This is a genomic window from Bradyrhizobium sp. USDA 327, from assembly GCF_041262065.1.
GTDB classification, from domain to species: Bacteria; Pseudomonadota; Alphaproteobacteria; order Rhizobiales; family Xanthobacteraceae; genus Bradyrhizobium; species Bradyrhizobium liaoningense.
This window is the reverse complement of sequence record NZ_JBGCCW010000001.1, coordinates 5,185,781-5,212,709: the sequence shown is the minus strand read 5'-3', so window position 1 is coordinate 5,212,709 and position 26,929 is coordinate 5,185,781. Positions and strand designations below refer to the sequence as shown.

The 26,929-nt window shown below is 65.1% G+C and carries 15 protein-coding genes; 7 read left to right on the top strand and 8 right to left on the bottom strand.

Features of this window, described 5'->3' with window-relative positions; translation table 11 throughout:
* Positions 1-92: 92 nt before the first annotated feature.
* From kdpA to ABIA42_RS24455, 5 genes are all read left to right on the top strand, one after another.
* Positions 93-1,796, top strand: a complete 1,704-nt coding sequence (kdpA, locus tag ABIA42_RS24475) for a potassium-transporting ATPase subunit KdpA (protein WP_271531033.1) — start codon at positions 93-95, stop codon at positions 1,794-1,796.
* A gap of 24 nt (positions 1,797-1,820) precedes the next feature.
* Positions 1,821-3,938 carry a potassium-transporting ATPase subunit KdpB gene (gene kdpB, locus ABIA42_RS24470; RefSeq protein WP_370120331.1) on the top strand — a complete coding sequence of 706 codons (2,118 nt, stop codon included), beginning with the start codon at positions 1,821-1,823 and terminating at the stop codon, positions 3,936-3,938.
* 179 nt (positions 3,939-4,117) lie between these two features.
* Positions 4,118-4,723, top strand: a complete 606-nt coding sequence (locus ABIA42_RS24465; protein ID WP_271531031.1) for a K(+)-transporting ATPase subunit C — start codon at positions 4,118-4,120, stop codon at positions 4,721-4,723.
* Between the two features lie 40 nt (positions 4,724-4,763).
* Positions 4,764-7,487, top strand: coding sequence for a DUF4118 domain-containing protein (locus ABIA42_RS24460; protein WP_370120335.1), 2,724 nt, complete (start codon positions 4,764-4,766; stop codon positions 7,485-7,487).
* Complete coding sequence (locus ABIA42_RS24455; protein WP_370120338.1) at positions 7,484-8,173, top strand: response regulator transcription factor; 690 nt, start codon at positions 7,484-7,486, stop codon at positions 8,171-8,173. The genes ABIA42_RS24460 and ABIA42_RS24455 overlap by 4 nt, the downstream gene beginning before the upstream one ends.
* A 236-nt stretch (positions 8,174-8,409) precedes the next feature.
* Here ABIA42_RS24455 and ABIA42_RS24450 read toward each other — a convergent pair whose 3' ends face one another.
* A complete protein-coding gene (locus ABIA42_RS24450; RefSeq protein WP_370120341.1) occupies positions 8,410-9,291 on the bottom strand; it encodes a Ku protein in 882 nt (293 codons plus the stop codon).
* Positions 9,292-9,408: 117 nt separating this feature from the next.
* Between ABIA42_RS24450 and ligD the strand changes: the two genes are divergently transcribed.
* Positions 9,409-12,087, top strand: a complete 2,679-nt coding sequence (ligD, locus tag ABIA42_RS24445) for a DNA ligase D (protein ID WP_370123944.1) — start codon at positions 9,409-9,411, stop codon at positions 12,085-12,087.
* Between the two features lie 135 nt (positions 12,088-12,222).
* On the opposite strand, the gene ABIA42_RS24440 is transcribed toward ligD, so the two are convergent.
* Positions 12,223-12,387, bottom strand: a complete 165-nt coding sequence (locus tag ABIA42_RS24440; RefSeq protein ID WP_074117325.1) for a DUF3309 family protein — start codon at positions 12,385-12,387, stop codon at positions 12,223-12,225.
* 181 nt (positions 12,388-12,568) lie between these two features.
* On the opposite strand from ABIA42_RS24440, the gene ABIA42_RS24435 reads away from it, so the two are divergent.
* Positions 12,569-12,886: a polyhydroxyalkanoic acid system family protein gene (locus ABIA42_RS24435; RefSeq protein ID WP_271531027.1), complete on the top strand. Its 318-nt coding sequence runs from the start codon at positions 12,569-12,571 to the stop codon at positions 12,884-12,886.
* Positions 12,887-12,888: 2 nt separating this feature from the next.
* On the opposite strand, the gene treY is transcribed toward ABIA42_RS24435, so the two are convergent.
* From treY to ABIA42_RS24405, 6 genes are read right to left on the bottom strand one after another with little or no spacing between them, the layout of a single operon-like run.
* A complete protein-coding gene (gene treY, locus ABIA42_RS24430; protein ID WP_370120346.1) occupies positions 12,889-15,675 on the bottom strand; it encodes a malto-oligosyltrehalose synthase in 2,787 nt (928 codons plus the stop codon).
* A 1-nt stretch (position 15,676) separates the two neighbouring features.
* Positions 15,677-17,428: a malto-oligosyltrehalose trehalohydrolase gene (gene treZ, locus ABIA42_RS24425; RefSeq protein ID WP_370120349.1), complete on the bottom strand. Its 1,752-nt coding sequence runs from the start codon at positions 17,426-17,428 to the stop codon at positions 15,677-15,679.
* A complete protein-coding gene (glgX, locus tag ABIA42_RS24420) occupies positions 17,425-19,503 on the bottom strand; it encodes a glycogen debranching protein GlgX (RefSeq protein ID WP_370120352.1) in 2,079 nt (692 codons plus the stop codon). The genes treZ and glgX overlap by 4 nt, the downstream gene beginning before the upstream one ends.
* Positions 19,504-19,506: 3 nt before the next feature.
* A complete protein-coding gene (glgB, locus tag ABIA42_RS24415) occupies positions 19,507-21,645 on the bottom strand; it encodes a 1,4-alpha-glucan branching protein GlgB (RefSeq protein WP_370120355.1) in 2,139 nt (712 codons plus the stop codon).
* Positions 21,638-24,931 (bottom strand): maltose alpha-D-glucosyltransferase, encoded by a 3,294-nt coding sequence (treS, locus tag ABIA42_RS24410; RefSeq protein ID WP_271531022.1) that lies wholly within the window; start codon positions 24,929-24,931, stop codon positions 21,638-21,640. Before treS ends, glgB begins: the two co-directional genes overlap by 8 nt.
* 11 nt (positions 24,932-24,942) lie before the next feature.
* Entirely contained in the window at positions 24,943-26,889 is a 1,947-nt protein-coding gene (locus ABIA42_RS24405) for a maltotransferase domain-containing protein (protein ID WP_370120359.1), read from the bottom strand.
* Positions 26,890-26,929 lie beyond the last annotated feature (40 nt).

Below are 26,929 nucleotides of genomic sequence, written 5' to 3'. Positions count from 1 at the left end.
ATTGCTGCTGGCCGACGCTGCGCTCGTCGCGGGCCTGCTTGCGCTGCTCCTGCCGCTATTGCGCCGGACCCGAAGCCTGAAGGGTTGATGTCATGACTGTCATCGGTTGGTTCCAGATCATTCTTTATTGTGCGATCGTCGTCGCGCTGACCAAGCCGCTCGGCTGGTACATGACGCGCGTGTTCAACGGCGAGCGCACGTTCCTGTCGCCCGTCCTGCGCCCGATCGAGGCCGGCATCTATTGGATTTCCGGTGTCGACGAGAGGCGGGAGCAGCACTGGATGACCTACACGGTCGCCATGCTGTTGTTTCATGTCGGCGGCTTCCTCATCATCTACGGCCTGATGCGGCTCCAGGCCATGCTGCCCTTCAATCCGGCTGGGCAGTCCGCGGTCGCCGAAGATCTGTCGTTCAACACCGCGATTTCCTTCATCACCAACACCAACTGGCAGAACTACGGCGGCGAGAGCACGCTGTCCTATCTGACCCAGATGGTCGGCCTCACGCACCAGAATTTCCTGTCGGCGGCGACCGGCATCGTGCTCGCGGTCGCGCTGATCCGCGGCTTTGCCCGCGCCTCGGTTCGCACCGTCGGCAATTTCTGGGTCGATGTGACCCGCTGCACGCTCTATGTCCTGCTGCCGATCTGCATCGTCTACACGCTGTTCCTGGTCTGGCAGGGCATGCCGCAGACGCTCGGGGCCTATGTCGAGGCGACCACGCTCGAAGGCGCCAAGCAGACCATCGCGGTCGGCCCGGTCGCCTCGCAGGTCGCGATCAAGATGCTCGGCACTAATGGCGGCGGCTTCTTCAACGCCAATGCGTCGCACCCCTTCGAGAACCCGACTGCGCTGTCGAACTTCGTGCAGATGCTGTCGATCTTCGTGCTTGGCGCGGCGCTGACCAACGTGTTCGGCCGCATGGTCGGCAACCAGCGCCAGGGCTGGGCGATCCTCGCCGTGATGGGCGTGCTGTTCGTTGCCGGCGTTGGCGTCTGCTATTGGGCGGAAGCCAACGGCACCTCGACCATGCATGCGCTGGGCCTGACCGGCGGCAACATGGAAGGCAAGGAGGTCCGCTTCGGCATCGTCGCGTCCTCGCTGTTCGCCGTGATCACCACGGCCGCCTCCTGCGGTGCCGTCAACGCCATGCACGACAGCTTCACGGCGCTCGGCGGCATGATCCCGCTGATCAACATGCAGCTCGGTGAGATCATCGTCGGCGGCGTCGGTGCCGGCATGTACGGCATGCTGCTGTTCGTCATCCTCGCGATCTTCGTCGCGGGCCTGATGGTCGGCCGCACGCCGGAATATGTCGGCAAGAAGATCGAGGCGCGCGAGGTCAAGATGGCGATGCTCGCCATTCTCGTCCTGCCGCTGATGATTCTCGGCTGGACCGCCGTCGGCGTGGTCTATCCGGCGGCGGTCGCCTCCATGGCGAATGCCGGACCGCACGGCTTCACCGAAGTGCTGTACGCCTTCACCTCGGGGACGGGTAACAACGGCTCGGCCTTCGCGGGCCTCACCGGCAACACCTTCTTCTACAATCTCACGCTCGCCAGCGCGATGTTCGTCGGCCGCTTCTTCATGATCGTGCCGGCGATGGCGATCGCGGGATCGCTCGCGGCGAAGAAATCGATCCCGCCGTCGATGGGCACGTTCCCGACCACCGGAGGCCTGTTCGTCGGTCTCGTCGTCGGCGTCATCCTGATCATGGGCGGCCTGACCTTCTTCCCGGCGCTCGCGCTCGGCCCCATCGTCGAGCACCTCGCGATGAACGCCGGCAACCTGTTCTGATCCAGCTCTTTCGGAGTGACCTCCATGGAACCCGTCCATAAACCCAACAAGCGCATGCCGGTGTCGGCGATGCTGGATCCCAGGATCGTGATGCCGGCGATCGGCGCGGCTTTCGCCAAGCTCGATCCACGCGCCATGATCAAGAACCCGGTCATGTTCGTGGTCGAGATCGTTGCCGCGCTCACCACCGTGATCTTCCTGCGCGATCTCCTGACCGGCGGGGAAAATCTCGGATTCACCTTCCAGATCATCCTCTGGCTGTGGTTCACCGTGCTGTTCGCCAACCTTGCCGAAGCAGTGGCCGAGGGCCGGGGCAAGGCGCAGGCCGAGACGCTGCGCAAGACCCGCACCGAGAGCCAGGCCAAGCTCCTGAGCGGCGCGAGCCGCGATTACAAGCTCGTGCCCGGCACGAGCCTGAAGGTCGGCGATCTCGTGCTGGTCGAGGCGGGCGACACGATCCCCTCGGACGGTGAGGTGATCGAGGGCGTCGCCTCCGTCAACGAAGCCGCCATCACTGGCGAGTCGGCGCCCGTGATCCGCGAATCCGGCGGCGACCGTTCGGCGGTGACCGGCGGCACGCAGGTTCTGTCGGACTGGATCCGCGTCCGCATCACGGCAGCCCAGGGTTCGACCTTCATCGACCGCATGATCAAGCTGGTCGAGGGCGCGGAGCGGCAGAAGACGCCGAACGAGATCGCGCTCAACATTCTGCTCGCCGGCCTCACCATCATCTTCGTGTTCGCCACCGTGACGATCCCGAGCTACGCGGCCTATGCCGGCGGCTCGATCTCGGTGATCGTGCTGGTCGCGCTGTTCGTGACGCTGATCCCAACCACCATCGGCGCGCTGCTGTCGGCGATCGGCATCGCCGGCATGGACCGGCTGGTCCGCTTCAACGTGCTGGCGATGTCTGGCCGCGCGGTCGAGGCGGCCGGCGACGTCGACACGCTGTTGCTCGACAAGACCGGCACCATCACCCTCGGGAACCGGCAGGCGACCGCGTTCCGTCCCGTGCGCGGCGTGACCGAGCAGGAGTTGGCCGACGCCGCCCAGCTCGCCTCGCTGGCGGACGAGACGCCGGAAGGTCGCTCCATCGTCGTGCTGGCGAAGGAGAAGTACGGCATCCGCGGCCGCGACATGGCGGAGTTGGGGGCCACCTTCATCCCGTTCACGGCGCAGACCCGCATGAGCGGCGTCGATGCCGGCGGCTCGTCGGTGCGCAAGGGTGCGGTCGATGCCATGCTGAACTATGTCGGCGGCGGCGCTCCGACCGCGGTCGCTTCCGGCAACACGGCGCGGGCGATGCAGTCCGCCGCGCTTTCCGAGCTCGGCCGCGAGATCCAGGCCATTGCCGATGACGTGTCGAAGTCCGGCGGCACGCCGCTGGCTGTCGCCAAGGATGGCAAGCTGCTCGGGATCGTCCAGCTCAAGGACATCGTCAAGGGCGGCATTCGCGAGCGCTTCGCGGAGCTGCGTCGCATGGGCATCCGCACCATCATGATCACCGGCGACAATCCGATGACGGCTGCCGCCATCGCGGCCGAGGCCGGCGTCGACGACTTCCTGGCGCAGGCAACTCCCGAGGACAAGCTCAAGCTGATCCGCGACGAGCAGGCCAAGGGCAAGCTGGTCGCCATGTGCGGCGACGGCACCAACGACGCGCCGGCGCTCGCCCAGGCCGACGTCGGTGTCGCCATGAACACCGGCACCCAGGCCGCCCGCGAGGCCGGCAACATGGTCGACCTCGACTCGAACCCGACCAAGCTCATTGAGGTGGTCGAGATCGGCAAGCAGCTCTTGATGACGCGCGGCGCGCTGACGACGTTCTCGATCGCCAACGACGTGGCCAAGTACTTTGCGATCATCCCGGCGATGTTCCTGGCGTTCTACCCCCAGCTCAACGTGCTCAACGTCATGAACCTGTCGAGCCCGCAGAGCGCCATCCTGTCGGCGATCATCTTCAACGCGTTGATCATCATTGCGCTGATCCCGCTCGCGCTGAAGGGCGTCGCCTATCGCGCGGTCGGTGCCGGTGCGTTGCTCCGGCGTAACCTGCTGATCTATGGCCTGGGCGGAATCGTCATCCCCTTCATCGGAATCAAGGCGATCGACCTCCTGGTGACTGCCTTGCATCTGGCCTGACATGTCATCGCGAGCGACGAGGCGATTCTGCCAGACCCTCATCCTGAGGAACGCGGAACGCGCGTGTCGAAGGATGAAGGCCCGGCTGGTGGCCTCGCCCTTCGAGACGCGCAGGCGCGGCTCCTCAGGGTGAGGTCCGGCTTCCCAGCTCGGAGTGACAGAACAATTGGAGACTCAACATGCTCAGAGAAATCCGCCCCGCGATCGTCCTCTTGCTCGCGCTCACCGCCATCACCGGCCTCGCCTATCCGCTCGCGATGACCGCCATTGCCGGCACGTTGTTTCCCGTGCAGGCGCAGGGCAGCCTCATCGAGAAGGACGGCAAGGTGATCGGCTCCGCCCTGATCGGGCAGGAGTTCAAGGACGACAAGTACTTCCATGGCCGTCCCTCGGCGACGCTTGCGCCGGACCCCAATGATTCGGCCAAGACGGTGTCGGCCCCCTACAACGCCGCCAATTCGGGCGGCTCCAACCTCGGCCCGACCAGCAAGGCGCTGGCCGACCGGCTCAAGGAAGATGTGGACAAGCTCAGGAGCGAGAATCCGAACGCGGCCGTGCCGGTCGACCTGGTGACGACCTCGGCCAGCGGCCTCGATCCGAACATCTCGCCGGAAGCGGCGCAATTCCAGGTGCCGCGCGTGGCAAAGGCGCGGAATCTGCCTGAGGATCAGCTCAAGCAGCTCGTGACCGCCAACACCGAAGGCCGTCTGCTCGGCCTGCTCGGCGAACCCAGGGTTAACGTTCTGGCGCTGAATCTTGCGCTCGATCGCATGGCCGCGAAGTAGCAGTCTAGGCTCGCAGCGCGCAGATGATTATATTGGCGAGATGGTCCGAGAGCGCCGCGATCCCGAACAACGTCCCTCTCCCGAAGCGCTGCTGGAAGCCGCGCGCCGGGAGGAGAGTGCGAGCGGCAAGCTGAAGATCTTCGTCGGCGCCGCTCCCGGCGTCGGCAAGACCTACGAGATGCTGCAAAGCGCCCATGCCAAGCGCAAGGCCGGCATCGATGTCGTGGTCGGGTTCGTCGAAACCCATGGCCGCGCCGAGACCGAGGCGCTGGTACGCGGCCTCGAAGTGGTCCCGCGCAAGAGGCTGGAGTACCGCGGCCAGATTGTCGAGGAGATGGATCTCGATGCGGTGATCGCGCGGCGGCCGCAGATTGCTTTGGTCGATGAGCTCGCCCACACCAACGCGCCCCTTTGCCGCCATCCCAAGCGCTATCTCGACGTCGAGGAGCTGCTCTCCCACGGCATCGACGTCTACACCGCCGTCAACATCCAGCACATCGAGAGCCTCAACGACGTCGTTGCCCAGATCACCCATGTCAGGGTCCGCGAGACCGTGCCGGATTCGGTATTCGACCGCGCCGATGCGATCGAGCTGATCGACCTGACGCCAGACGATCTGATCCAGCGGCTGAAGGAGGGCAAGGTCTATGTGCCCAAGCAGGCCGAGCGGGCACTGGAGCATTATTTCTCGCCGGGCAACCTCACCGCGCTCCGTGAGCTCGCACTGCGGCGCACCGCCGAGCGGGTCGACGAGCAGCTCCTCAACCACATGCAGGCGAATGCGATTCCCGGGCCCTGGGCCGCGGGTGAGCGCATCCTGGTCTGCATCGGCGAGGATGCACGCGCCGCCGGCCTCGTGCGCTACACCAAGCGGCTGGCCGACCGGCTGCATGCGCCGTTCACCGCGATCTCGATCGAGACGCGGCGATCCCTGCAATTGTCCGACGAGGAGCGCGATCGGCTGGCCGACACGTTGCGGCTGGCGGAAGCTCTCGGCGGCGAAGCGCTGACCATTCCCGCCGTCGGCCGCCGTATCGCCGATGACGTCGTCAATTTCGCGCAAGGCAACAACGTCACCCAGATCGTGATCGGCAAGTCGACGCGCTCGCGCTGGTTCGAGATGACGCGCGGCTCCGTCGTGCACGACCTGGTGCGCCGCGCCGGCAACATCACGGTCCACGTCATCGCCGGTGACGAAATGCCCGGCGAGGCCGCGCCCAAGACCGCGGTGCAGACCGCCGCGCGGTCGGAGCCGTTCAATCCGCTGCCCTATCTGAAGGCGCTCGGGATCGTGCTGATCGGCCTCGGCGCCGCGGAGCTGATCCAGCCCCGTTTCGGCATCGAGAACGTCGACCTCGTGCTGCTGACGGCGGTGGTCGCGGTTGCCGTGCGCTATGGCCTATGGCCATCGCTGCTGGCGACCGTCGCGGCTTCCCTGTGCTATAATTTTTTCTTCCTGCCGCCACTCTACACCTTCACGATCACCGACCCGACCAATGTCGCCGCCTTCTTGCTGTTCCTGGTGGTCGCGATGATCGTCTCGAATGTCGCGGCGCGCGTGCGCATCCAGGCCGACACCGCTATCGGCCGGATCAGGATGACCGAGCAGCTCCATGCCTTCAGCCGCAAGCTCGCCGGCACCGCTACGCTCGACGACGTGCTGTGGGCGACCGCCTACCAGATCGCGTTGATGCTGAAGGTGCGCGTGGTGCTGCTGCTGCCGGACGAGGGCCTGCTCACGGTGAAGTCCGGCTATCCGCCCGAAGATGAGCTCGATCAGGCCGACCTCGCTGCGGCCAACTGGGCCTGGAGCAACGACCGCCCCGCCGGCCGCGGCTCGGACACGTTGCCGGGCGCCAAGCGGCTGTTCTTGCCGATGCGCACCGGGCGCGGCCCGATCGGCGTCATCGGCATCGACAACGACCGCACCGGCCCGCTGCTGACGCCGGACCAGCGCCGGCTGCTCGATGCGCTGGTCGACCAGGGCGCGCTCGCGATCGAGCGCGTGCTGCTGGTCGAGGACATGGACCGCGTCAAGCGCACGGTCGAATCCGAACGGCTGCGCTCGGCGCTGTTGACCTCGATCTCGCATGATCTGAAGACGCCGCTCGCCTCCGTGTTGGGAGCGGCCTCAACCATGCGCGATCTCGCCGGCGCCCTCTCCGACACCGAGAAGCGCGACCTGCTCGCCACAGTGATTGACGAATCCGAGCGGCTCAACCGCTTCATTGCCAATCTGCTCGACATGACCAAGCTCGAATCCGGCGCTATCGTGCCCAACACGGCGCTGCACGATCTCGGCGAAATCGTGGGCAGCGCGCTGCGGCGCGCCAGCAAGATCCTCAACCGACACAAGGTCGAGCTGGTGCTGGCCGCCGATCTGCCGATGCTCCAGCTCGATGCCGTGCTGTTCGAGCAGGTGGTGTTCAATCTGCTCGACAATGCCGCAAAATACTCGCCACCCGAGACCACGATCTCGATTCGCGGCCGGCGCGAGAGCGGTCATGTCGTGATCGAGATCGCTGACGAGGGGGCCGGCATTCCGCCTGACGAGCTAGAGAGCGTGTTCGACAAGTTCTATCGCGCGCAGAAGGGCGATCACGTCCGTCCCGGCACCGGGCTCGGGCTCGCCATCTCCCGCGGCTTCGTCGAGGCGATGCGCGGTACGATCTCCGCTGCCAATCGCAGCGAGCGGAGTGGCGCGGTCCTCACCATTCGCCTGCCCGTTCCGGCAGAGAGCCACGCATTGGATACCGCCGCATGAGCGCTGCTCCGATCAAGGTCCTGGTCATCGACGACGAGCCGCCGATCCGCAAATTGCTGCGGATGGGGCTGACGACGCAAGGCTATGAGATCCTGGAGGCGTCGAACGGCAAGACCGCGCTGGAGAAGCTTGACGAAGGGCCGGCGCTGGTCATCCTCGATCTCGGCCTGCCCGACGTTCAGGGGCATGAGCTGCTCCGCATCATGCGCGCCCGCAACGAAGGCGTGCCGATCGTGGTGCTGTCGAGCCGCGGCGACGAAGCCGGCAAGGTGCAGGCGCTCGATCTCGGCGCCGACGACTATCTGACCAAGCCGTTCGGCATGGAGGAGCTTTTGGCGCGCCTGCGCGCCGCGCTGCGCCACCAGCTTCAGGTCAAGGGCGAGCGCCCTGTGTTCCGCACCGGCGATCTCTCCGTCGATCTGGTCCGCCGCATCGTCAAGGTCGGCGAGCGCGAAGTGAAGCTCTCGCCGAAGGAGTATGACCTGTTGCGCGTGCTGGTGCAGCATGCCGGCAAGGTGCTCACCCACCGCTTCCTGCTGAGGGAGCTCTGGGACGAGCTGACGGATGCGCAATATCTGCGCGTCTATATCCGGCAGCTCCGGCAGAAGATCGAAGCAGATCCGGAACGGCCGCAATATGTGCTGACGGAAACGGGGATCGGGTACCGGCTGAAGGCGGGGGATTAGAGCATGATCCGGAAAAGTGCGCAGCGGTTTTCCGGAAAGATCATGCTTGAACAACAACCTAAAGCGCGATGACGATTCATCCTAATCGCATCGCGCTTTAGCACCGTCAAGCGAGCCGTCATGGCCGGGCTTGTCCCGGCCATCCACGTGCATCAGCGCATGGGATAGACGTAGATGCCCGGGTCAAGCCCGGGCCTGACGACGGAGGTTGAGCCGCGAGCTCACGTCGAGCCGGATTAGCCCGCCTTCCGGTGCCTCGCCGTCGACCGGGGGGTCTTCTTAGCGGCGCGATGCCGTCCGGTCGCCCGCCGCGCATGCGACTTCGTCGCCGTCTTCTTGCCGCGTCCCTTCAGGCTCTGCTTCAGCGCGTCCATCAGGCTGACGACATTGCTCGGTCGCTCCTCGGGCTCGGGCAGCTCGATCTTCTTGCCGCTGGCCTTGCGCTTCACCAGCGCCTTCAGCGCGTCCTCGTACTCGTCCTTGAATTTGCTGGGGTCGAAATGCGCCGCCTTGGTGCGCAGGATATGGCCGGCGAGCTCGACCATGTCCTTGGTGATCTTCGGGCTCTTGATGTCGTCGAAGAACTGGTCCTCCTCGCGCAGCTCGTATGGGAAACGCAGCGTGGTGCCGAGCAGGCCCTTGCCGAGCGGCTCGATCGCCATCACATGCTCGCGGTTGGTCAGCACGATCTTGGCGAGCGCGACGCGTTCCTCGTCCTTCATGGCGTCGCGGATCACGGCGAAGGCGTCGACCGCGGCCTTGCCGTCGGGTGCGATGTAGTAGGGATGGTTGAGATAGCGCTGGTCGATCTCATCGCGCGGCACGAAGCTCTCGATGTCGATGGTGTGATTGCTCTCGATCTGGACCGCTTCGAGCTCCTCCGGCTCGATCTCGACATATTTGCCCTTGCGCAGCTCGTAGCCGCGGCCCTTCTGGTCGCTCTCGACGACGTCACCGGTCTCGGAATCGATCATCTGCTGCTTGAGCCGGTTTCCGGTCTCGCGGTTGATCAGGTGAAACCGCGTCTTTTCGGCCGCCGTGGTCGCCGGATAAAGCACGACCGGGCAACTGACCAGCGACAGCTTCAACGTTCCCTTCCAATAGGCGCGCGGGGCCATTCCATTCTCCAGGGTTTTCAAGGCGTTTTGGAACCCCAACCGTCCCATGGGGTTTTGGTTCCGGGCGGGACTTTCGCCGTGATAGGCTTGGACGCCGAAAGAGAAGCGGGACCGATCGTGCTGCAAAAACTCTCCACTTACCGACAGAAGCGGGATTTCGAAAAGACGCCCGAGCCATCGGGCAAGAGCGCAGTGGCGCCGTCGAGGCAGCGGCGCTTCGTCATCCAGAAGCACGATGCCAGCCGCCTGCACTACGATCTCAGACTCGAATTCGACGGCGTGTTCAAGTCCTGGGCGGTGACGAAAGGACCCTCGCTCGATCCGCACGACAAGCGGCTGGCAGTCGAGGTGGAAGACCATCCGCTCGACTATGGCGATTTCGAAGGCACGATTCCGGAAGGGCAATATGGCGGCGGCACGGTGATGCTGTGGGACCGCGGCACGTGGGAATCGGACGATCCGGAAGCGGGCTTCAAGAAGGGCGATCTGAAGTTCACCCTGCACGGCGAGAAGCTGCATGGAAGCTGGGTCCTGGTGCGCATGCGCAACGACCGCACCGGCGGCAAGCGCACCAACTGGCTCCTGATCAAGCATCGTGACGAATATGTCCGCGAAGGCGCGGACAACGACGTTCTCGACCAGGACAAGTCCGTCGCCTCCGGCCGCGCGATGGATCAGATCGCCGAAGGCAAGGGCCGCGCGCCAAAGCCGTTCATGCTGGCCAAGGGTTCCAGGGGCAAGGCCGATGCAGTCTGGCAATCCAACCGTGCCGAGGAGACGAAAGGGCGCACGGTCAAGCCGGCGCCGCGCACGGTGCTGAAGGGCGGCAGAGCGGCGAAGAAGAGCGCCACGACCGCGACGAGCGCCGGGAAGGTCGCGGAGATGCCGGATTTCGTCGCGCCGCAGCTCTGTACGCTGGTGGAGCGGCCGCCGGCCGACCAGGGCTGGTGCCACGAGATCAAGTTCGACGGCTACCGGGTGCAGCTCCGGGTCGAGGATGGCGAGGCGACCCTGAAGACGCGCAAGGGTCTCGACTGGACCGGCAAGTTCGCCTCCATTGCCAAGGAAGCGGTTGCGCTGCCCGACGCGATGATCGACGGCGAGATCGTCGCGCTCGACCATAACGGCGCGCCGAACTTCTCCTCGCTGCAAGCTGCGTTGTCCGACGGCAAGACCGACGAGCTGATCTTCTTTGCCTTCGACCTGCTCTTCGCCGAGGGCGAGGACTACCGCCGCCTGCCGCTCGGCGAACGCAAGGCGCAGCTCAAGAAACTGCTGGAATCGCGCAAGCGGAAATCGAGCCAGCTCCGCTATGTCGAGCATTTCGAGAGCGGCGGCGATGCCGTGCTGCAATCGGCCTGCAAGCTCGAGCTCGAGGGCGTCGTCTCGAAGAAGCTGAACGCGCCCTATCGGTCCGGCCGCACCGAGAGCTGGGTCAAGTCGAAATGTCGCGCCGGCCACGAGGTGGTGATCGGCGGTTACAAGACCACCAACGGCAAGTTCCGCTCGCTGATGGCGGGCGTGCAGCGCGGCGATCATCTCGCCTTTGTCGGCATGGTCGGCACCGGCTTCGGCGCGGACAAGGTGAAGCGCATCATGCCTGCGCTGAAAGCCATGGCGGCCAAGGACAGCCCCTTCGGCGGCAAGAATGCGCCGAAGAAGACCCGCGACGTGCACTGGCTGAAGCCGGAGCTGGTCGCCGAAATCGAGTTCGCCGGCTTCACCGCCGACGGCAACATTCGCCAGGCGGCGTTCAAGGGACTGCGGCAGGACAAGCCTGCCGAGGAGGTCGAGGCGGAGACGCCCGTCGACACCGAGCTCGCCGAGCCCTCCGCCAGGAAGGCGGTGCGCACGAAGGCGGGCCGGCAGTCGAAGCAGACCGCTCAAAATGCCGAGGTCATGGGCGTAATCATCTCCAAGCCGGACAAGGAGCTCTGGCCCGACGATGGCGATGGCGGCGTCGTCACAAAGCTGGACCTTGCCCGCTATCTCGAGGCCGTCGGCGAATGGATGATCGTGCACCTCAAGGGCCGGCCGTGTTCGCTGATCCGCGCGCCGGATGGCATCAAGGGCGAATGCTTCTTCCAGCGCCATGCGATGCAGGGGACCTCGAACCTTCTGGAGCTCGCAAGGGTCTCCGGCGACCGCAAGCCCTACCTTCAGATCGATCGGATCGAGGGGCTCGCCGCCGTGGCGCAGATCGGCGGCGTCGAGCTGCATCCCTGGAATTGCGCGCCTTATGCCTATGACACGCCGGGCCGGCTGGTGTTCGATCTCGATCCCGCGCCCGACGTCGACTTCGCCGACGTCGTCGAGGCGGCCAAGGAGATGCGGCAGCGCCTTTCCGACATCGGCATGGACAGCTTCTGCAAGACCACGGGCGGCAAGGGCCTGCACGTCGTGGTGCCGCTGCTTCACGGCGCGCGCGACAAGGTGAGCTGGAAGGAGGCCAAGGCCTTCGCACAAGGCGTCTGTCAGTGGATGGCCGACGACGATCCCGAACGCTATCTGCTCAACATGTCGAAGAAGCTGCGCAAGGGAAAGATCTTCCTGGATTATCTGCGCAACGACCGCATGTCGACTGCGGTGGCCCCCTTGTCGCCGCGGGCGCGGGCGGGAGCGACCGTCTCGATGCCGGTCACCTGGGCGCAAGTGAAGAGCGATCTCGACCCGAAGCGCTACACGCTACGCATCGTGCCGGGCCTGCTGGCGCGATCGAAAGCATGGGAGGGCTATGACGATGCCGCGGCGTCGATCAAGGCGGCGATGAAGAAGCTGGCGGCGAAGGTGAAGTAGGTTTGTCGCTGTTGCGGCGAAGGCCGGTCTCGTAGGGTGGGCAAAGCGAAGCGTGCCCACGTCTTTCCCTGTCGTGGCGAGGAAGGTGGGCATGGCGCGTTGCGCCTTTGCCCACCCTGCGCGATCCACGTTTTGTTAGATCCGTCCCATCAGCAGCAGGATCAGCAGGATGATGATGACGAGCCCGAGGCCGCCGCCGCCATAATAGCCGGTGCCGTAGAACGGCCCGCCGCCGATGCCGCTGAAGCCGCCAAGCAGGGCGATGATCAGAATGATCAGAATGATCGTGCCGATTGACATACGAGTCTCCTCCAGCCCTTTGTCGAAAGGGTCGTTTGCACCTGTCCCGTCGTGCGGGGGCAACTTGCCGCAGGTTGTAAAGTTCCCGCATTGAAACAAGGCCGACGGTCCAACTTGCATGGAACCTTTGCAGGTGCAGCAGGGATGACTATGTGGCAAGAGCCACCACCGGACAGGAACCATGTCAGCACCGCTTGTCGTTTCCATCCCACACCGCCTCGGGCGCGAGGAGGCGGTGCGCCGGCTCAAGACGGGGCTTGGCCGCGCCGCGGCCAGCATTCCGGTGATGCAGGTCGAGGAGGAACGCTGGAGCGGCGACAGCATGAATTTCCGCATCCGCGCGCTCGGGCAGATCGCGACCGGTCAGGTCGACGTCGCCGACGACCATGTGAAGGTCGAGGTGGTGTTGCCCTGGCTGTTGCAGCGCTTTGCCGAGATGGCGCAGGCGACGATCAGGAAGCGCGGGCAGTTGCTGCTGACCAAGGACGAGGGAAAGTAACTTCAGGCGCGCACGCGCCGCCGCGAGGGCCTGATGGCGCTTGCGGCTCGGGCCTCGATGAGCGAGGCGGGACAATCGCGGAACGCCTGCGCGAGCGGCAAGTCGTTACCGGCAAGGCCGGGCACGGTGTAGCCCGTGATGTCGATAGTCGCGTCCAGGCTCTCCGGCGCGGGCCATTCCCGGCCGCCTTGCGTGAACGGCGCGAAATGACGCCCCACCACGACGATCACGGTCGCGCGGCCATGACGGCGCGCGAAGGCGATCACGTGGTCGGCATGTGCGCCGCGCACCTCGAGCGGCTGATAGTCACCCTGGGCGAATACGTCGGCGAGTCCATTGCGCAGCTTGAGGAGATGCCGCGTCCAGGCCAGCTTGAGCCGGCCGTCCGGCCAGGACTTGATCAGGCTGCTCCAGTCCGGAGCTTCCAAAGAGCTCAGCGCCGCGTGGCGTGCGGCAAAGTCCACCGGGCGGCGGTTGTCGGGATCGACCAGCGACAGGTCCCAGAACTCGGTGCCTTGATAGAAGTCCGGCACGCCCGGCAGAGTCGCCTTGAGCGTGAGCTGGCTCAGCGAATTCAACGTGCCGAGCAGTGCGACGCGGCGAGCCAGCGTTTGCAATGCCTCCAGGAATTCTGCGGACCGGGCGGGATCGAGGATCTTCTCGACGAAGTCCCGTATGCCGTCCTCATAGGTTTCATGCGGGTTGAGCCAGCTCGTCTCCTCCTTGCCCTCGCGCGCGGCCTTGAGGGCATAGGCCCGGATACGCCCGACGAAAGCGGCATCGGCCGGCTCCTCGAGCGGCCAGGCGCCGAGCAAGGTCTGGTAGAGCATGTATTCGAACGTCGCCGACGGCGCGCGGAAACTGCCCTGGTGTGCGAGATGCGGCGCGTTCAACACTTTCCAGCGTGCCACCGCGCTGGTCCATTCGCCGGGAATCTCGCTGAGCGCGGCGATGCGCGTGCGGGCATCCTCACCGCGCTTGGTGTCGTGGGTGGCGGTCGCGGTCATGCCTTGCGGCCATTCCCTGGCGCGGGCCTGCATGACCTGGTGGAAGGCGGGAATGGTAAGGCCGGTGCTCGCGGGATCGCCGCCGACCTCGTTCAGCGCAAGCAGCCGGTGGAATTGATAGAACGCGGTGTCCTCCAGCGACTTCGCCATCATCGGCCCGGTGAATTGCTGCACCTTCAGCGCGAAGCGGCGCACACGCGGGGCGCCGTGCGGGGGACGGCCGGGCTTGAGCAGGTCCATGGTGAGGGCATCGCGCAGGAAGTCGAAAATGCCTTCGTCGGCGGCAAACCACTCCGCGCGGGCGCGCTCGATGGTGTCCTCGATCAGCTTGCGGTCCGGTGCCGTCGGGCTGCTGTGCGTCAGGTAGGTGCGATAGACCGGGAAATGCAGCACATAGAGCTCGAGCGCCTGTCGCAGGCTGTCGGCCGAGAAGTCTCGTGTCGAGTAATGTCCGTTGGCGATGCGCGCGAGCAGACGCGACAGCACGGTGAATTCGCTGGCGAGCAACGTCTCCAGAACCCGCCGCTTGGCGTCCTTGACGTAAGGCGCAAGCCGCGGCGGCCGGTTGCTGATCTGCCGCCAGGTCTCGTCCAGCGCTTCGAGGCCCTTGGGATCGACCAGCACATGGGTGATGACGTTCATCCATTCATAGCCCGTGGTGCCCTGGACGCCGGCGAACTTCGGCAGGCGCTCGTGCTCGCACAGAATCTTTTCGATCACGGTATAGAACGGCTTTGTATTGCCCTGGGCATCGCGCACCAGCCGGCGCAATCGCTGGCAATATTGTGCGGGGTCACGCAGGCCGTCGATGTGATCGAGCCGGATTCCCTGCAATTTGCCGTCGGCGATGAGCTGCTTCACCAGCCGGTGCGTGGCGGCAAATGTGCTCGCGTCCTCGACGCGCAGTCCGGCGAGCCCGTTGACGTCGAAGAAACGGCGATAGTTGATGTCGCTGGAGGCAAGCCGCCAGTGCCCGAGCTTGTAGTGCTGGCGCTCCAGGAGATGATGCAGCGTCAGCGTCTGCGCCGGGCGGTCCTTGCCGGCGCGATAGGCGGCAAGGCCGCGACCGATGATGTCGGTGGCGCCCGCGATCTCCTTGAGCTCGGTCTTGAAGCCGGGAGCTTCCTTTCGATTGGGACGGCGCAGCCCGGTGTAGCGGGTCGCGAGTGACAGCAGGCCCTTGCCGGGCTCCGTTTCCGCCGCGTCCGCCTCCTTGACGATCACGCGCAGAATTTCGCCATAGCGCTCCGGTGCGATCGGCAGGCGATGCTCGAAATACCAGGCCGAAAGGCTTCCCTCATCGGGATCGTAGCGCAGCTCGATATCGCCGCGCTCCAGCGCCTCGCCGTAGGACGAGCCGAGGATCGGCAGCAGCACGCCGCCGCGGGCGCGGAAGGCCAGTTGATCCCAGTCGATGTCGAAGGAGGCGGCGTGCGGCGAGGCCTGGCCCCATTCCAGCACGTCGAGCCACCAGGGGTTGTCGGCGAAATGCACGCCGACATGGTTGGGTACGAAATCGATGATGAGCCCGACATCGTGCGCCTCGAGCGCCTCGTTCAGTCGTGCGAAGCCGGCCTCGCCGCCGAGCTCGGGATTGAACTGGCTGTGATCGACGGTGTCGTAGCCGTGGGTCGATCCCTTGCGGGCCTTCATCACCGGCGAAGCGTAGAGATGCGTGATCCCCAGCGCTTTGAGGTAAGGCACGACCGCGGCGGCCTTGTCGAAGTCGAAATCCGCGGTGAGCTGAAGCCTGTAGGTTGCGAGCGGAATGGCAGGAGGCATGTCAACCTCCGAGACGCCAGACCACCGACCAGGGCGGGAGCCGCTCGCTGGCGCCGCCCCAGATCGGCGTGCCCGCGCTGAGGGTGGAGGTGATCTCGCAATCCGACAGATTGGCGACGAGGCGCAACGTCGTGCCGTCGCCCATCCGCCAATGCGCGGTGAGCAGGCCGTTGTCGGCCGCCTCGGCGTCGCCGAAGCTTGCGCCCCTGAGCCGGGGCACGATCTCCTTGCGACGCAGCGCGAGCAGCTCTTTCACCAGCGCAAGCCGCGCGTCCTGTTGCGGCGTGCGACCGGTCCAGTCGAGCACGGCGGATTGCAGCGTTGCCGGATCGAGCGGGTCGGGCACTTCGTCGCCGTATTTTTCGTAAGCCCAGGCATATTCCTGCTTGCGACCCTTGCGCACGGCCTCGGCGAGTCCGCCGTTGAAATCGCAGAAGAACGGGAAGGGGACTGTCGAGCCCCATTCCTCGCCCTGAAACAGCATCGGCACCATCGGCGCGAGCAGGGTGACTGCGAGGGCGGCCTCGATCTGTTCTGGCGATGCCAGGCTTTCCAGCCGTTCGCCGAGCGGACGGTTGCCGATCTGGTCGTGGTTCTGCAGGAAATTGACGAAAGTCGCCGGCGGCAGCTCTCCGCTCGGCTCACCGCGCGGCCTCTTGCCCCAGAACTCGGAGATCTCGCCCTGATAGACGAAGCCGGAGGCGAGCGCGCGCGCGAGGTCCATGCGCGGCGTCTGGTAGTCGGCGTAGTAACCAGCGAGCTCGCCGGTCAGCATCACGTGCCAGACGTGATGATAGTCGTCGTTCCACTGACCGCGATATTTGCCGTTCGGCGGCTCTTGCGCGGCGTCGAGCAGGCCGGCGCGATTGTCGCCGTTCTCCAGCACGAGATGGATGTGGCGTCCCGTGGCTTTGGCGAGCTCGCCGGCGGCAACGCTCAGGTCCTGCAGCATCGATTGCTCGCCGGGGATCGCCATGATGTGGTTGGCGGCATCCAGCCTCAGGCCGTCGAAGCGGTAGTCGCCGAGCCAGGACAGCGCGTTCTCGACGGCAAAGGCTCGCGCCTGCGGCACGCGATAGTCGATCGCACTGCCCCACGGCGTGTGCGCATCGGTGAAGAAGGTCGGCGCATAGCGGCCGAGGTAGTTTCCTTCCGGGCCGAAGTGATTGTAGACCACGTCGAGAAACACCATCAGCCCGCGCAGATGAGCCTCGTCGATCAGCGTCTTCAGGTCTTCAGGCCGGCCATAGGCGCTGTCGGGCGCATACCATAGCACGCCGTCATAGCCCCAGCCGCGGCGTCCCGCGAAATCGGCGAGCGGCATCAATTCCAGCGCAGTGATGCCCGTCGCCGTGAGATGATCGAGCTTGTCGATCATGGCGCGGTAGGTGCCCTCCGGCGTGAAGGTGCCGACATGAGTCTCGGTCAGTACCGTCTCTTCCCAGGGGCGGCCGCGCCAATCGCGCGCGCGCCATACGAAGGCGTCGTGATCGATCACCTCGCTCGGGCCAAACACGTCCTCGGGCTGGAAGGCCGAAGCAGGATCCGGCACGTCGATCTCGTCGTCGATCCTGAACTTGTAGGGACTGCCGGCCGTGAGGCCTGCAATCTCTGCGACGTACCAGCCATCCTGCCGGCGCTGCATCGCGTGCCCGCGGTGGTCGAGCAGGAGGTCGACGCGGCGCGCGGCGGGCGCCCATAGTCGGAACGACACGCCGTCCTTCGTCGGCCTCGCCCCGAAGGACGGTCTCATAGCGCCCCCGCGAAGGCGAGCACGGAACGCGGCGGCGCCTTGCTGTCGCTCCCGGGCAGGAAGTCGATCGTATTCAGCATGGCATCGGTCGTGTTCAGGATCTGCTGCCAGCTCTTGTATTCGGACATTTGCGGCAATTTGAATGCGATCTCTTCGGGAGCGGCGTTCAGTACGATAAAGATCGCAGCACCACCCGGTTCCATCGGCCCCATCACATAGGAGAGGAATCGGCCTTCCGGGAATTTCCAGTCGCTCTCCGTCATCTCGTCGCCGGCAGGGGTCAGCCACAGTGCGCCGTAGGAGATGCCGTCCTTGGGGCGGCCATCGAGCCAGCGATGGCTGCGGAGCTGCGAGAACCGGCGGCGGATGTCGGCGAGATGGGCGACGAAGTCGACCATGTCGTCGCCCTCCTTGCCGAGATTGTCCCAGCCTACCCAGCCGACTTCGTTGTCCTGGCAATAGGCGTTGTTGTTGCCGGATTGCGAGTTGCCGACCTCGTCGCCGGCGAGGATCAGCGGAACGCCCTGCGCCAGCATCAGGCAGGCCAGCACGTTCTTGCGCAGCTGCCGGCGCAGGCTGATGATGTTCGGATCGTCGGTCGGACCCTCGACACCGCAATTGTTGCTGTGATTGTCGTTGGAGCCGTCGCGATTGTCCTCGCCATTGGCCTCGTTGTGCTTCTCGTTGTAGCTGAAGAGGTCGGCGAGCGTGAAGCCGTCGTGGACGGTGATGTGGTTGATGCTGGCGCGCGGCCGCCGTCCGTCGTGGTTGAACAGGTCGGACGACGCGGTCATGCGGCTGGAAATGTCGCCGATCAGGCTGCCTTCGCCGCTCCAGTAGCGGCGCATGGCGCTGCGATAGCGGTCGTTCCATTCAGACCATTGCGAGGGGAAGGCGCCGACCTGGTAGCCGCCGAGGCCAAGGTCCCACGGCTCGGCGACGAGCTTGACGGTCGCCAGCACCGGGTCCTGCCGGACCGCTGTCAGGAACGAGCTGCCGCGATCGAAGCCGTTCGGCCCGCGTGCCAGCGTGGTGGCGAGGTCGAAGCGGAAGCCGTCGACGTGGCAGACCTCGACCCAGTAGCGCAAGGAATCCATCACCATCTGCAGCACGCGTGGATGGGTGAGGTTCACCGACGAGCCGCAGCCGGTGAAGTCGTCGTAATAGCGCGGGTTCTCGCGGTTCAGCCAATAGTAGGAGGCGTTGTCGATGCCGCGATAGCACAGCGTCGGGCCGAGATGGTTGCCTTCGGCGGTGTGGTTGTAGACGACGTCGAGCATCACCTCGATGCCGGCATCGTGCAGCCGCGCCACCGTGGTGCGGAAGGAATCGAGTGCATTGTCCTGGGCGTAGCGCGGCTCGGGCGCGAAGAAGGACAGCGTGTTGTAGCCCCAATAATTGGCGAGCTTCTTTTCCACGAGGATGCGGTCGTCGACGAAGCTGTGGATCGGCAACAGCTCGACCGCGGTGACGCCGAGCTTCTTCAGGTGCTCGATCATCGCCGGCGAGGACAGGCCGCCATAGGTGCCGCGCAGATTCGGCGGCACGTCGTCGCGCTTCTGCGTCAGGCCCTTGACGTGGGCCTCGTAGATGATGGTGTCTTCCCAGGGAATGTTGGGGCGGATCTCGCGGCGGCCCCAGTTGAAGGTCTCGTCGACCACGACGGCCTTCGGCATGCCCCGCGCATTGTCGCGCCGGTCGAAGGACAGGTCCTCGCGCGGGCTCCCGGTGCGGTAGGCAAAATGCGCATCGCTCCAGACCAGCCGCCCGGCAAGCCGCTTGGCATAGGGGTCGAGCACCAGCTTGTTGGCGTTGAAGCGGTGACCGTGCTCGGGCTCGTACGGGCCGTGCACGCGGTAGCCATAGAGCTGGCCGGGCGATACGTCGTTGAGATAGCCGTGCCAGACATCCTCGGTCCTCTCAGGCAGTTCGATGCGCTCGAGCTCGCGGCGGCCTTGTGCGTCGAACAGGCAGAGCTCGACCTTCTGCGCGTTGGCGGAGAACAGCGCGAAATTGGTGCCGCGTCCGTCCCAGCTTGCGCCGAGGCGTGCGGGCGATCCAGCAGTCAGACGCATCAGTCAGCTTTCCGGAACGAGGAAGATCGCAGCGAGCGGTGGAATGGTGAGGCGGAGCTCGCCGTCCTCGGCATGAACTTCGCCGATATTCCCGACATTGCTGCCGCCATAATGGGCGGAATCCGAGTTGAGCACTTCCTTCCATTTGCCGCCAAAGGGTACACGAACGCGATAGTTCTGGTAGACATTCGGCGAGAAGTTGACGATCACCAGGCACCGCGCGTGCTCGTCGAATCCCTTGCGCAGCCAGGCGAACACGTTGCGGTTGGCGTCATCGGTGATCAGCCATTCGAAGCCGGCCTGGTCGCAATCCATCTGGTGCAGCGCCGGCACCGCGCCATAGAGCCGGTTGAGGTCGCGGATCAGCGCCTGGACGCCGGAATGGTACTTGTATTCGAGCAGGTGCCAGTCGAGCGACTGGTCGTGATTCCATTCGCGGCTCTGCGCGATTTCCGCACCCATGAACAGCAGCTTCTTGCCGGGATGGCCGAACATGAAGCTGTAATAGGCGCGCAAATTGGCGAAGCGCTGCCACTCGTCGCCGGGCATGCGGCCGAGGATAGAGCGTTTGCCGTGCACGACCTCGTCGTGCGACAGCGGCAGGATGAAGTTTTCCGAGAAGGCGTAGTGCAGGCCGAACAGGATCTCGCCGTGATGGTGCTTGCGGTAGATCGGATCCTTGCTGATGTAGCTCAGCGTGTCGTGCATCCACCCCATGTTCCACTTGTAGCCGAAGCCGAGCCCGCCGAATTCGACCGGGCGCGAGACCTGCGGCCAGGCCGTGGACTCCTCGGCGGCCGTGGTCGCCTGCGGGAAGCGGGCGAACACTTCCGTGTTGAAGCGGCGCAGGAAGTCGATCGCCTCGATGTTCTCCCGCCCGCCATGCTGGTTCGGAATCCATGCGCCGGGCGGCCGGCTGTAGTCGAGATAGAGCATGGACGCGACCGCGTCGACGCGCAGGCCGTCGATCGCATAGCGCTCCAGCCAGAACAGCGCATTCGACACCAGGAAGTTCGTCACCTCGGTGCGGCCGTAATTGTAGATCAGCGTGCCCCAGTCGAGGTGGCGCCCCTGCAGCGGATTGGCGTGCTCGTAGAGCGAGGTGCCGTCGAAATGGCCGAGCCCGTGCGGATCGTCCGGGAAATGACCGGGCACCCAGTCGAGCAGCACGCCGATGCCTTCGCGGTGGCAGGCATCGACCAGTATCGCAAACTCGTCGGGTGTGCCGAAGCGGCTGGTCGGCGCATAGAGGCCGGTCGGCTGGTAGCCCCACGAGCCGTCGAAGGGATGCTCGCTCACGGGAAGGAATTCGAGATGGGTGAAGCCCATGTCGCGGGCGTAGGCCGGCAGCTGCTCGGCCAGCTCGCGATAGGTCAGCCATTCATTGTCGTTCTTGCGCCGCCACGAGCCGAGATGGACCTCGTAGATCGACATCGGCGCCGACAGTGAATTGATGCCGTCGGGCGCCGGCCGCGGCCGCGGCAGATGCGCTTCGTCGAACACGATGGACGCCGTCTTCGGCCGCACCTCGCTCGCGAATGCCAGCGGATCGGATTTCAGCGGAAGCAGATGACCATGCGGGCCGATGATCTCGAACTTGTAGTGATCGCCGGTCTTCGCATGCGGGATGAACAGTTCCCAATAGCCGCTGCCGCGCACCCGCATCGGATGGCGCCGACCGTCCCAGAAGTTGAAGTCGCCGACCACGGACACGCGCCGCGCATTCGGCGCCAGCACCACGAAGCCGATGCCGTCGACGCCATCGAGCTGCATCGGATGCGCGCCGAGCTTGTCGTAGATGCGCTGATGGGTGCCTTCGCCGAGCAGGTAGAGATCAAAATCGGTCAGGATCGGTGGAAAGCGGTAGGCATCCTCGAACTCGACGACGTCGTTGCCGAACTTGGCGCGGAGCTGGTAGTGCTGCGAGCCATTGGGCAGGGCGCCGATGAACAGACCGGCGTCGTGGACGCGGTCGAGCGGGGCGACCTCGCCGTGTTCGCCGACCGCCTCGACGTTGACGGCCTCGGGTAGAAACGCGCGCACCACGCTTCGACCACCCTCGGGATGCAGTCCGAGATAGTGGAAGGGATCGGAATGGCGGCCCTCGATGATCGCATAGGCCTCGGCAGACAGTTTAGGCATGGGCTTCGCTCTCGGCACTGGACAGAATGCGAAGCAGTCCGGTCAGCGGCGCATGGAGCCCCTCAGGCCGGTGGGACAGCTCGTACTCTACTTCGTTGAATGCGTGATCAAGCAGGAAGAACCTCAACAGGCCGTCCGCGGATTGCGGATTTTCCGGCCAGAGCCGCCGATCGGTCATGGTTTCGTGATAGGCGGACAAGAAGGTTGCGGTAGCGCGCTCGCGCCATTCGTCGAGCGCCGCCGTGAGCCGGCCCTGCTCGTCGGAGGCGCCCTTGAGCGCGCGATTGAGAGCCGTGTCAATCGAAACGTCAATCGAGTGGATCAGGCCCGCGACGTCGCGCGCGGCCGGCGCCTTGCGCCGCTTGTCGGCCAGCGGCACACGCGGATCACCGTCGAAGTCGATGATGAAGATATCGTCCTTCACGATCAGAGTTTGCCCCAGGCGGAAGTCGCCGTGATGACGGATGTTCAACCCGCCGATCCCGGAAGGCAATAGCGCATTCAGTCGGTCGGACAGGCTCGCACGGGCCTCCGCGAGCTGATCGATCAGCGGGCGGTCCGCCTCCCGCAGGCCGTCGCGGCTGTCGGCGAGCCGGTCCAAAACCCGTTCGGCGCGTGCTTTGAGATCGGATACCAGGCGCCTGATGTATGCGGAGCCGATCGGCTCCGGAGCGAGATCGTCCGGCTTTGCCGCGGCGAGAGCGACATGCAGCTCGCCGAGCCGCCGGCCAATCTGCGCGACGAAGTGCAGGTAAGGCGCCTGCTCCTGGGTCTCGCGGAGCTTCTCGCCCGCCGGCAACACGCGCTGCTCGTCGATATATCGATCGAGATAGCCCGTGGTCACGGTCCAGCCGTCGCCCTGGTTCTCGACATAGGCGTGCAGTACGCCGAGCGCGCTGCGCTGGTCACCCTCGACCAGCTCGACGCTGCCGAGCAGCGCCGGCGTATTGGCGAAGCGCGCGACCTCCGTGAGATAGTGGCCGATCTCGATCTCGGGGCTGATGCCGCTTTCGAGCTGGCGGTAGATCTTGGCGACGTACTGGTTGTCGACCAGCGCGGTGCTGTTCGACTGCTCGATCGCGCGGATGCGTTCGGGCTCCTTGATGGTGTAATCGGCGAAGCGGCTGGTGGGCTTGAACTCCAGCCGCAGATTGTTCTCTTCGACCACCAGATGCTGCGACAGATTGCGCAGGAACAGGCCGATGAAGATCTGGTCGGTCGCGACGTCGAGCAGCGTGCCCTCGCGCGCGCCCTGGCGCACCGCGGCCAGCGCCCTGGGGTTGAAGCGCTCGCGGTCGAAGCGCACCCATTCGATCTGTAGCGGCAGCACGTAGCGTGTGGCCGCGTCCCCTTGACTGGTCTCGAAGAACGCGATCCAGGGCCTGTTGTCGCCGATGTCGCAGAACGGCACCGCCGAGGTCAGCGCGGTCTTGATCTGCTTGGGATTGTGCTCGGGGTACCACCGCGTCCGTGACAGGAATCCCGGCAACACGTCGCGCTCGAACACGCCGCGCTCGCGGGCGAGGGAGACCCAGTTCGAATTCACCGGCACGACCAGCGTTTCGAACTCCGGCACCGCGCGCGGCGTCACCGGCTCGGACTTGTCGCGTTCCAGCAGCTGGAACCAGTAGAAGCCGTAGGGCCCGAGCGTGATCATGTAGGGCAGCTCGCCGATCGCGGGGAAGCGGGTGCGGCCGAGCATCTCCTGTGGGATGCGGTCCTTCCACGGTGACAGGTCGAGCTCGGTCGCCTGCGCGGCGCGCGAGAGATTGGCGACGCAGAGGATCACCTCGTCGCGGTATTGCCGGACATAGGCCAGCACGGCGCGGTTGGCCGGGCGGATGAAGGTCATGCTGCCGCGGCCGAAGGCGAGCGTCGACTTGCGCACGGAGATCAGCCGTTTGGTGGCGCTGAGCAGCGAGGACAGGCTGCGCGACTGCGCCTCCACGTTCACGGATTCATAACCGTAGACGGGATCCATGATCAGCGGCGCGTAGAGGCGTGCCGGGTCGCAGCGCGAGAAGCCGCCGTTGCGGTCCGGGCTCCACTGCATTGGCGTGCGCACGCCGTTGCGGTCGCCGAGATAGATGTTGTCGCCCATCCCGATCTCGTCGCCGTAATAGATGATCGGCGTGCCGGGGAACGACAGCAGCAGCGAGTTCATCAGCTCGATCTTGCGGCGGTCGTTGTCCATCAGCGGCGCAAGGCGCCGGCGGATGCCGACATTGATGCGCGCGCGCGGATCGTTGGCGTAGGTGGTCCAGAGATAATCGCGCTCGACGTCGGTGACCATCTCCAGCGTCAGCTCGTCATGGTTGCGCAGAAACAGCGCCCATTGGCAGGTCGCGGGAATATCCGGCGTCTGGCGCAGGATGTCGGTGATCGGGAAGCGGTCCTCCTGCGCGATCGCCATGTAGATGCGCGGCATCAGCGGAAAATGGTAGGCCATGTGGCATTCGTCGCCGCGGCCGAAATATTCCTGCACGTCCTCCGGCCATTGATTGGCCTCGGCCAGCAGCAGCTTGCCCTTGGAGTAGGCGTCGAGCTCCTGGCGCAGCCGCTTGATGATCGCATGCGTCTCCGGCAGGTTCTCGTTCGAGGTGCCCTCGCGCTCGCAGAGATAGGGAATGGCGTCGAGCCGGAAGCCGTCGACACCGGCGTCCAACCAGCGCTTCATGACCTGGATGATGGCGCTGACCACGCGCGGATTGTCGAAATTGAGGTCCGGCTGGTGCGAGAAGAAGCGGTGCCAGTAGAACGAGCCGGCCTCGGGATCCCAGGTCCAGTTGGACTTCTCCGTGTCGGTGAAGATGATGCGCGTGCCCTGGTATTTCTGGTCGGTGTCGCTCCAGACATACCAGTTGCGGGCGCTGGAGCCGGGATGGCTGCGGCGCGCGCGCTTGAACCATTTGTGCTGGTCCGAGGTGTGGTTGACGACGAGCTCAGTGATGACGCGCAGGCCGCGCTTCTGCGCCTCCTGGATGAAGCGCTTGAAATCCTTCATCGTCCCGAAATCGGGATTGACCGAGCCGTAATCGGCGATGTCGTAGCCGTCGTCGCGGCCGGGCGAGGGGTAGAACGGCAGCAGCCACAGCGCGGTGACGCCGAGCTCCTGGAGATAGGGCAGCTTCTCGGTCAGTCCGGCGAAGTCGCCGATGCCGTCATTGTTGCTGTCGGCGAAGGCTTTGACGTGGAGCTGGTAGATGATGGCGTCCTTGTACCAGAGCTCATCCACGATCTCGGCAGCCTCAGCCTTCTTGGTGTCGACGGAAGACAGAACATTCATGGCGTGAACCTTTACGCCAGGCAGCGGAACAGGAGCGCCGGATCGCGGTCGGGATCGATACGCAACCTGATCCCGCCCCATTCGATGCGGGACCGTTCGCCGGTGAGAAGGTCTTCGAGTTCCGTCACGTGGTGGCGCCCTCCACCGGCGTCAATGGTGACGTCGCCGAGCGGCAGCCAGCATTCGCGCACATGACGCGAGAGTGCGATGACGATGACGACGGTGTTGGCCGGATCAGCCGCCTCCTTCGCGAAGGCGATCGTCTCGCCATCCTCGATGCCGAGGAAGCGCACATTGGCCGTCTGCTGCAGCGCCGCGTTCTCGTTGCGGACGCGGTTGAGCTCGGCAATGTAGGATTTGATGTTGCCGGGCTTGTCCCAGTCGCGCTGCCTGATCTGGTACTTCTCGGAATCGAGATATTCTTCGCGGCCGGGAATAGCCTCATGCTCCAGCAGCTCGAATCCGCCGAAGATGCCGTAATTGCCCGAAAGCGTCGCGGCCAGCGCGACGCGCGACTTGAATGCCCAGGCCTCTCCGCTCTGGAGGTGGTAGGGCAACAGGTCGGGCGTGTTGACGAACATGTGCGGACGATAGAAATCGCGTTCGGGATGGCGCGTCAGCTCGCCGAGATATTGCTCCAGCTCCCACCGCGAGGTGCGCCAGGGGAAATAGGTGAAGGACTGCGCAAAGCCGAGCTTGGCGAGGCCCCTCATCAGCTTCGGCCGTGCGTAGGTCTTGGAGAACAGGATTACCTCGGGGTGACGGTGGCGGATGTCGCGGATCAGCCACTCCCAGAATGCAAGCGGCGCGGTGTCGTGATTGTCGATGGCGAAGATGGTGACGCCATGGTCGATCCAGAACAGCATGGCATCGCGAAACGCGTTCCACAGGCCGGCCCGATCCACCGAGCCGAAATCGGGGATGACGATGTCGGAATAAGGGCCGTCCGCCGTCCGGACCGAGCGGTCCGGCCGCCATTTGAACCATTCCGGATGCTGCGTCAGCCAGGGATGGTCCGGCGAGCACTGCACGGCGAAGTCGAGCGCCAGCTCGAGGCCGTATTCCAGGCAGGTCGCGACCAGTGCGCGGAAATCCTCGATCGTGCCGAGCTCGGGATGCAACGCATCGTGGCCGCCCTCGGCCGAGCCGATCGCGTAGGGCGAGCCGGGATCGCCGTCACGCGCCACCGGCGCATTGTTGCGGCCCTTGCGGCTTGTATGGCCGATCGGGTGAATCGGCGTGAAGTAGAGCACGTCAAAGCCCATGGCGGCGATGTCAGGCACGCGCGCGATGCAGTCGCGCAGCGTCCCATGCCGCCCCGGCAATGCACTCTGGCTTCGCGGCATCATCTGATACCAGGCGCCGAAGCGCGCCTTGTCGCGGTCGACCGTCAGCGGGAAGAGCTGCGAGCGCGTCAGGTCGGGCCGCTGCTGGCTCTCGGCCATGGCTTCGCCGAGCTCGGTTGCGAGCAGCGAATTGACGTCGCCGTTCCTGAGATAATCCTCGCACTGCCTGATGATGACCGCCGCTGCGTCCTGTCGCGCGCCATGCGCCTTGGTCAGGAGTCCGGCGCCCTCGATCGCATCGAGGCTGACATCGGCCCCGGTGCGCTGTTTGCGCGCGACCGCGTGAGACCAGGTGGCGAACTCGTCGGTCCAGGCTTCGATCGCGTAGACATATTGACCGGGATCAGCGGGCGTGAACGCACCGGACCAGCGGTCATTGCCGTGATGGGTCATCGGTTCGCTCCGCCATTCGCGCTCCTGCTCGCGGCGCCAGATCAGGGCGGCGGCGATCACGGCGTCGCCGCCGCGATAGATGTCTGCCCAGACCTGGACCGGTTCGCCCGCGATCCGCTTCACCGCGAAGCGGCCGCCATCGATCGAGGGATAGACGTCCTCGATCAGGAAAGCGCTGCCGGCTGCGGCACTTTCGACAGTTTGAATTGTCTTGTTCACGGTGATGCCATTGACAAGAAAGCAGGAGCCCGTTTCCCTT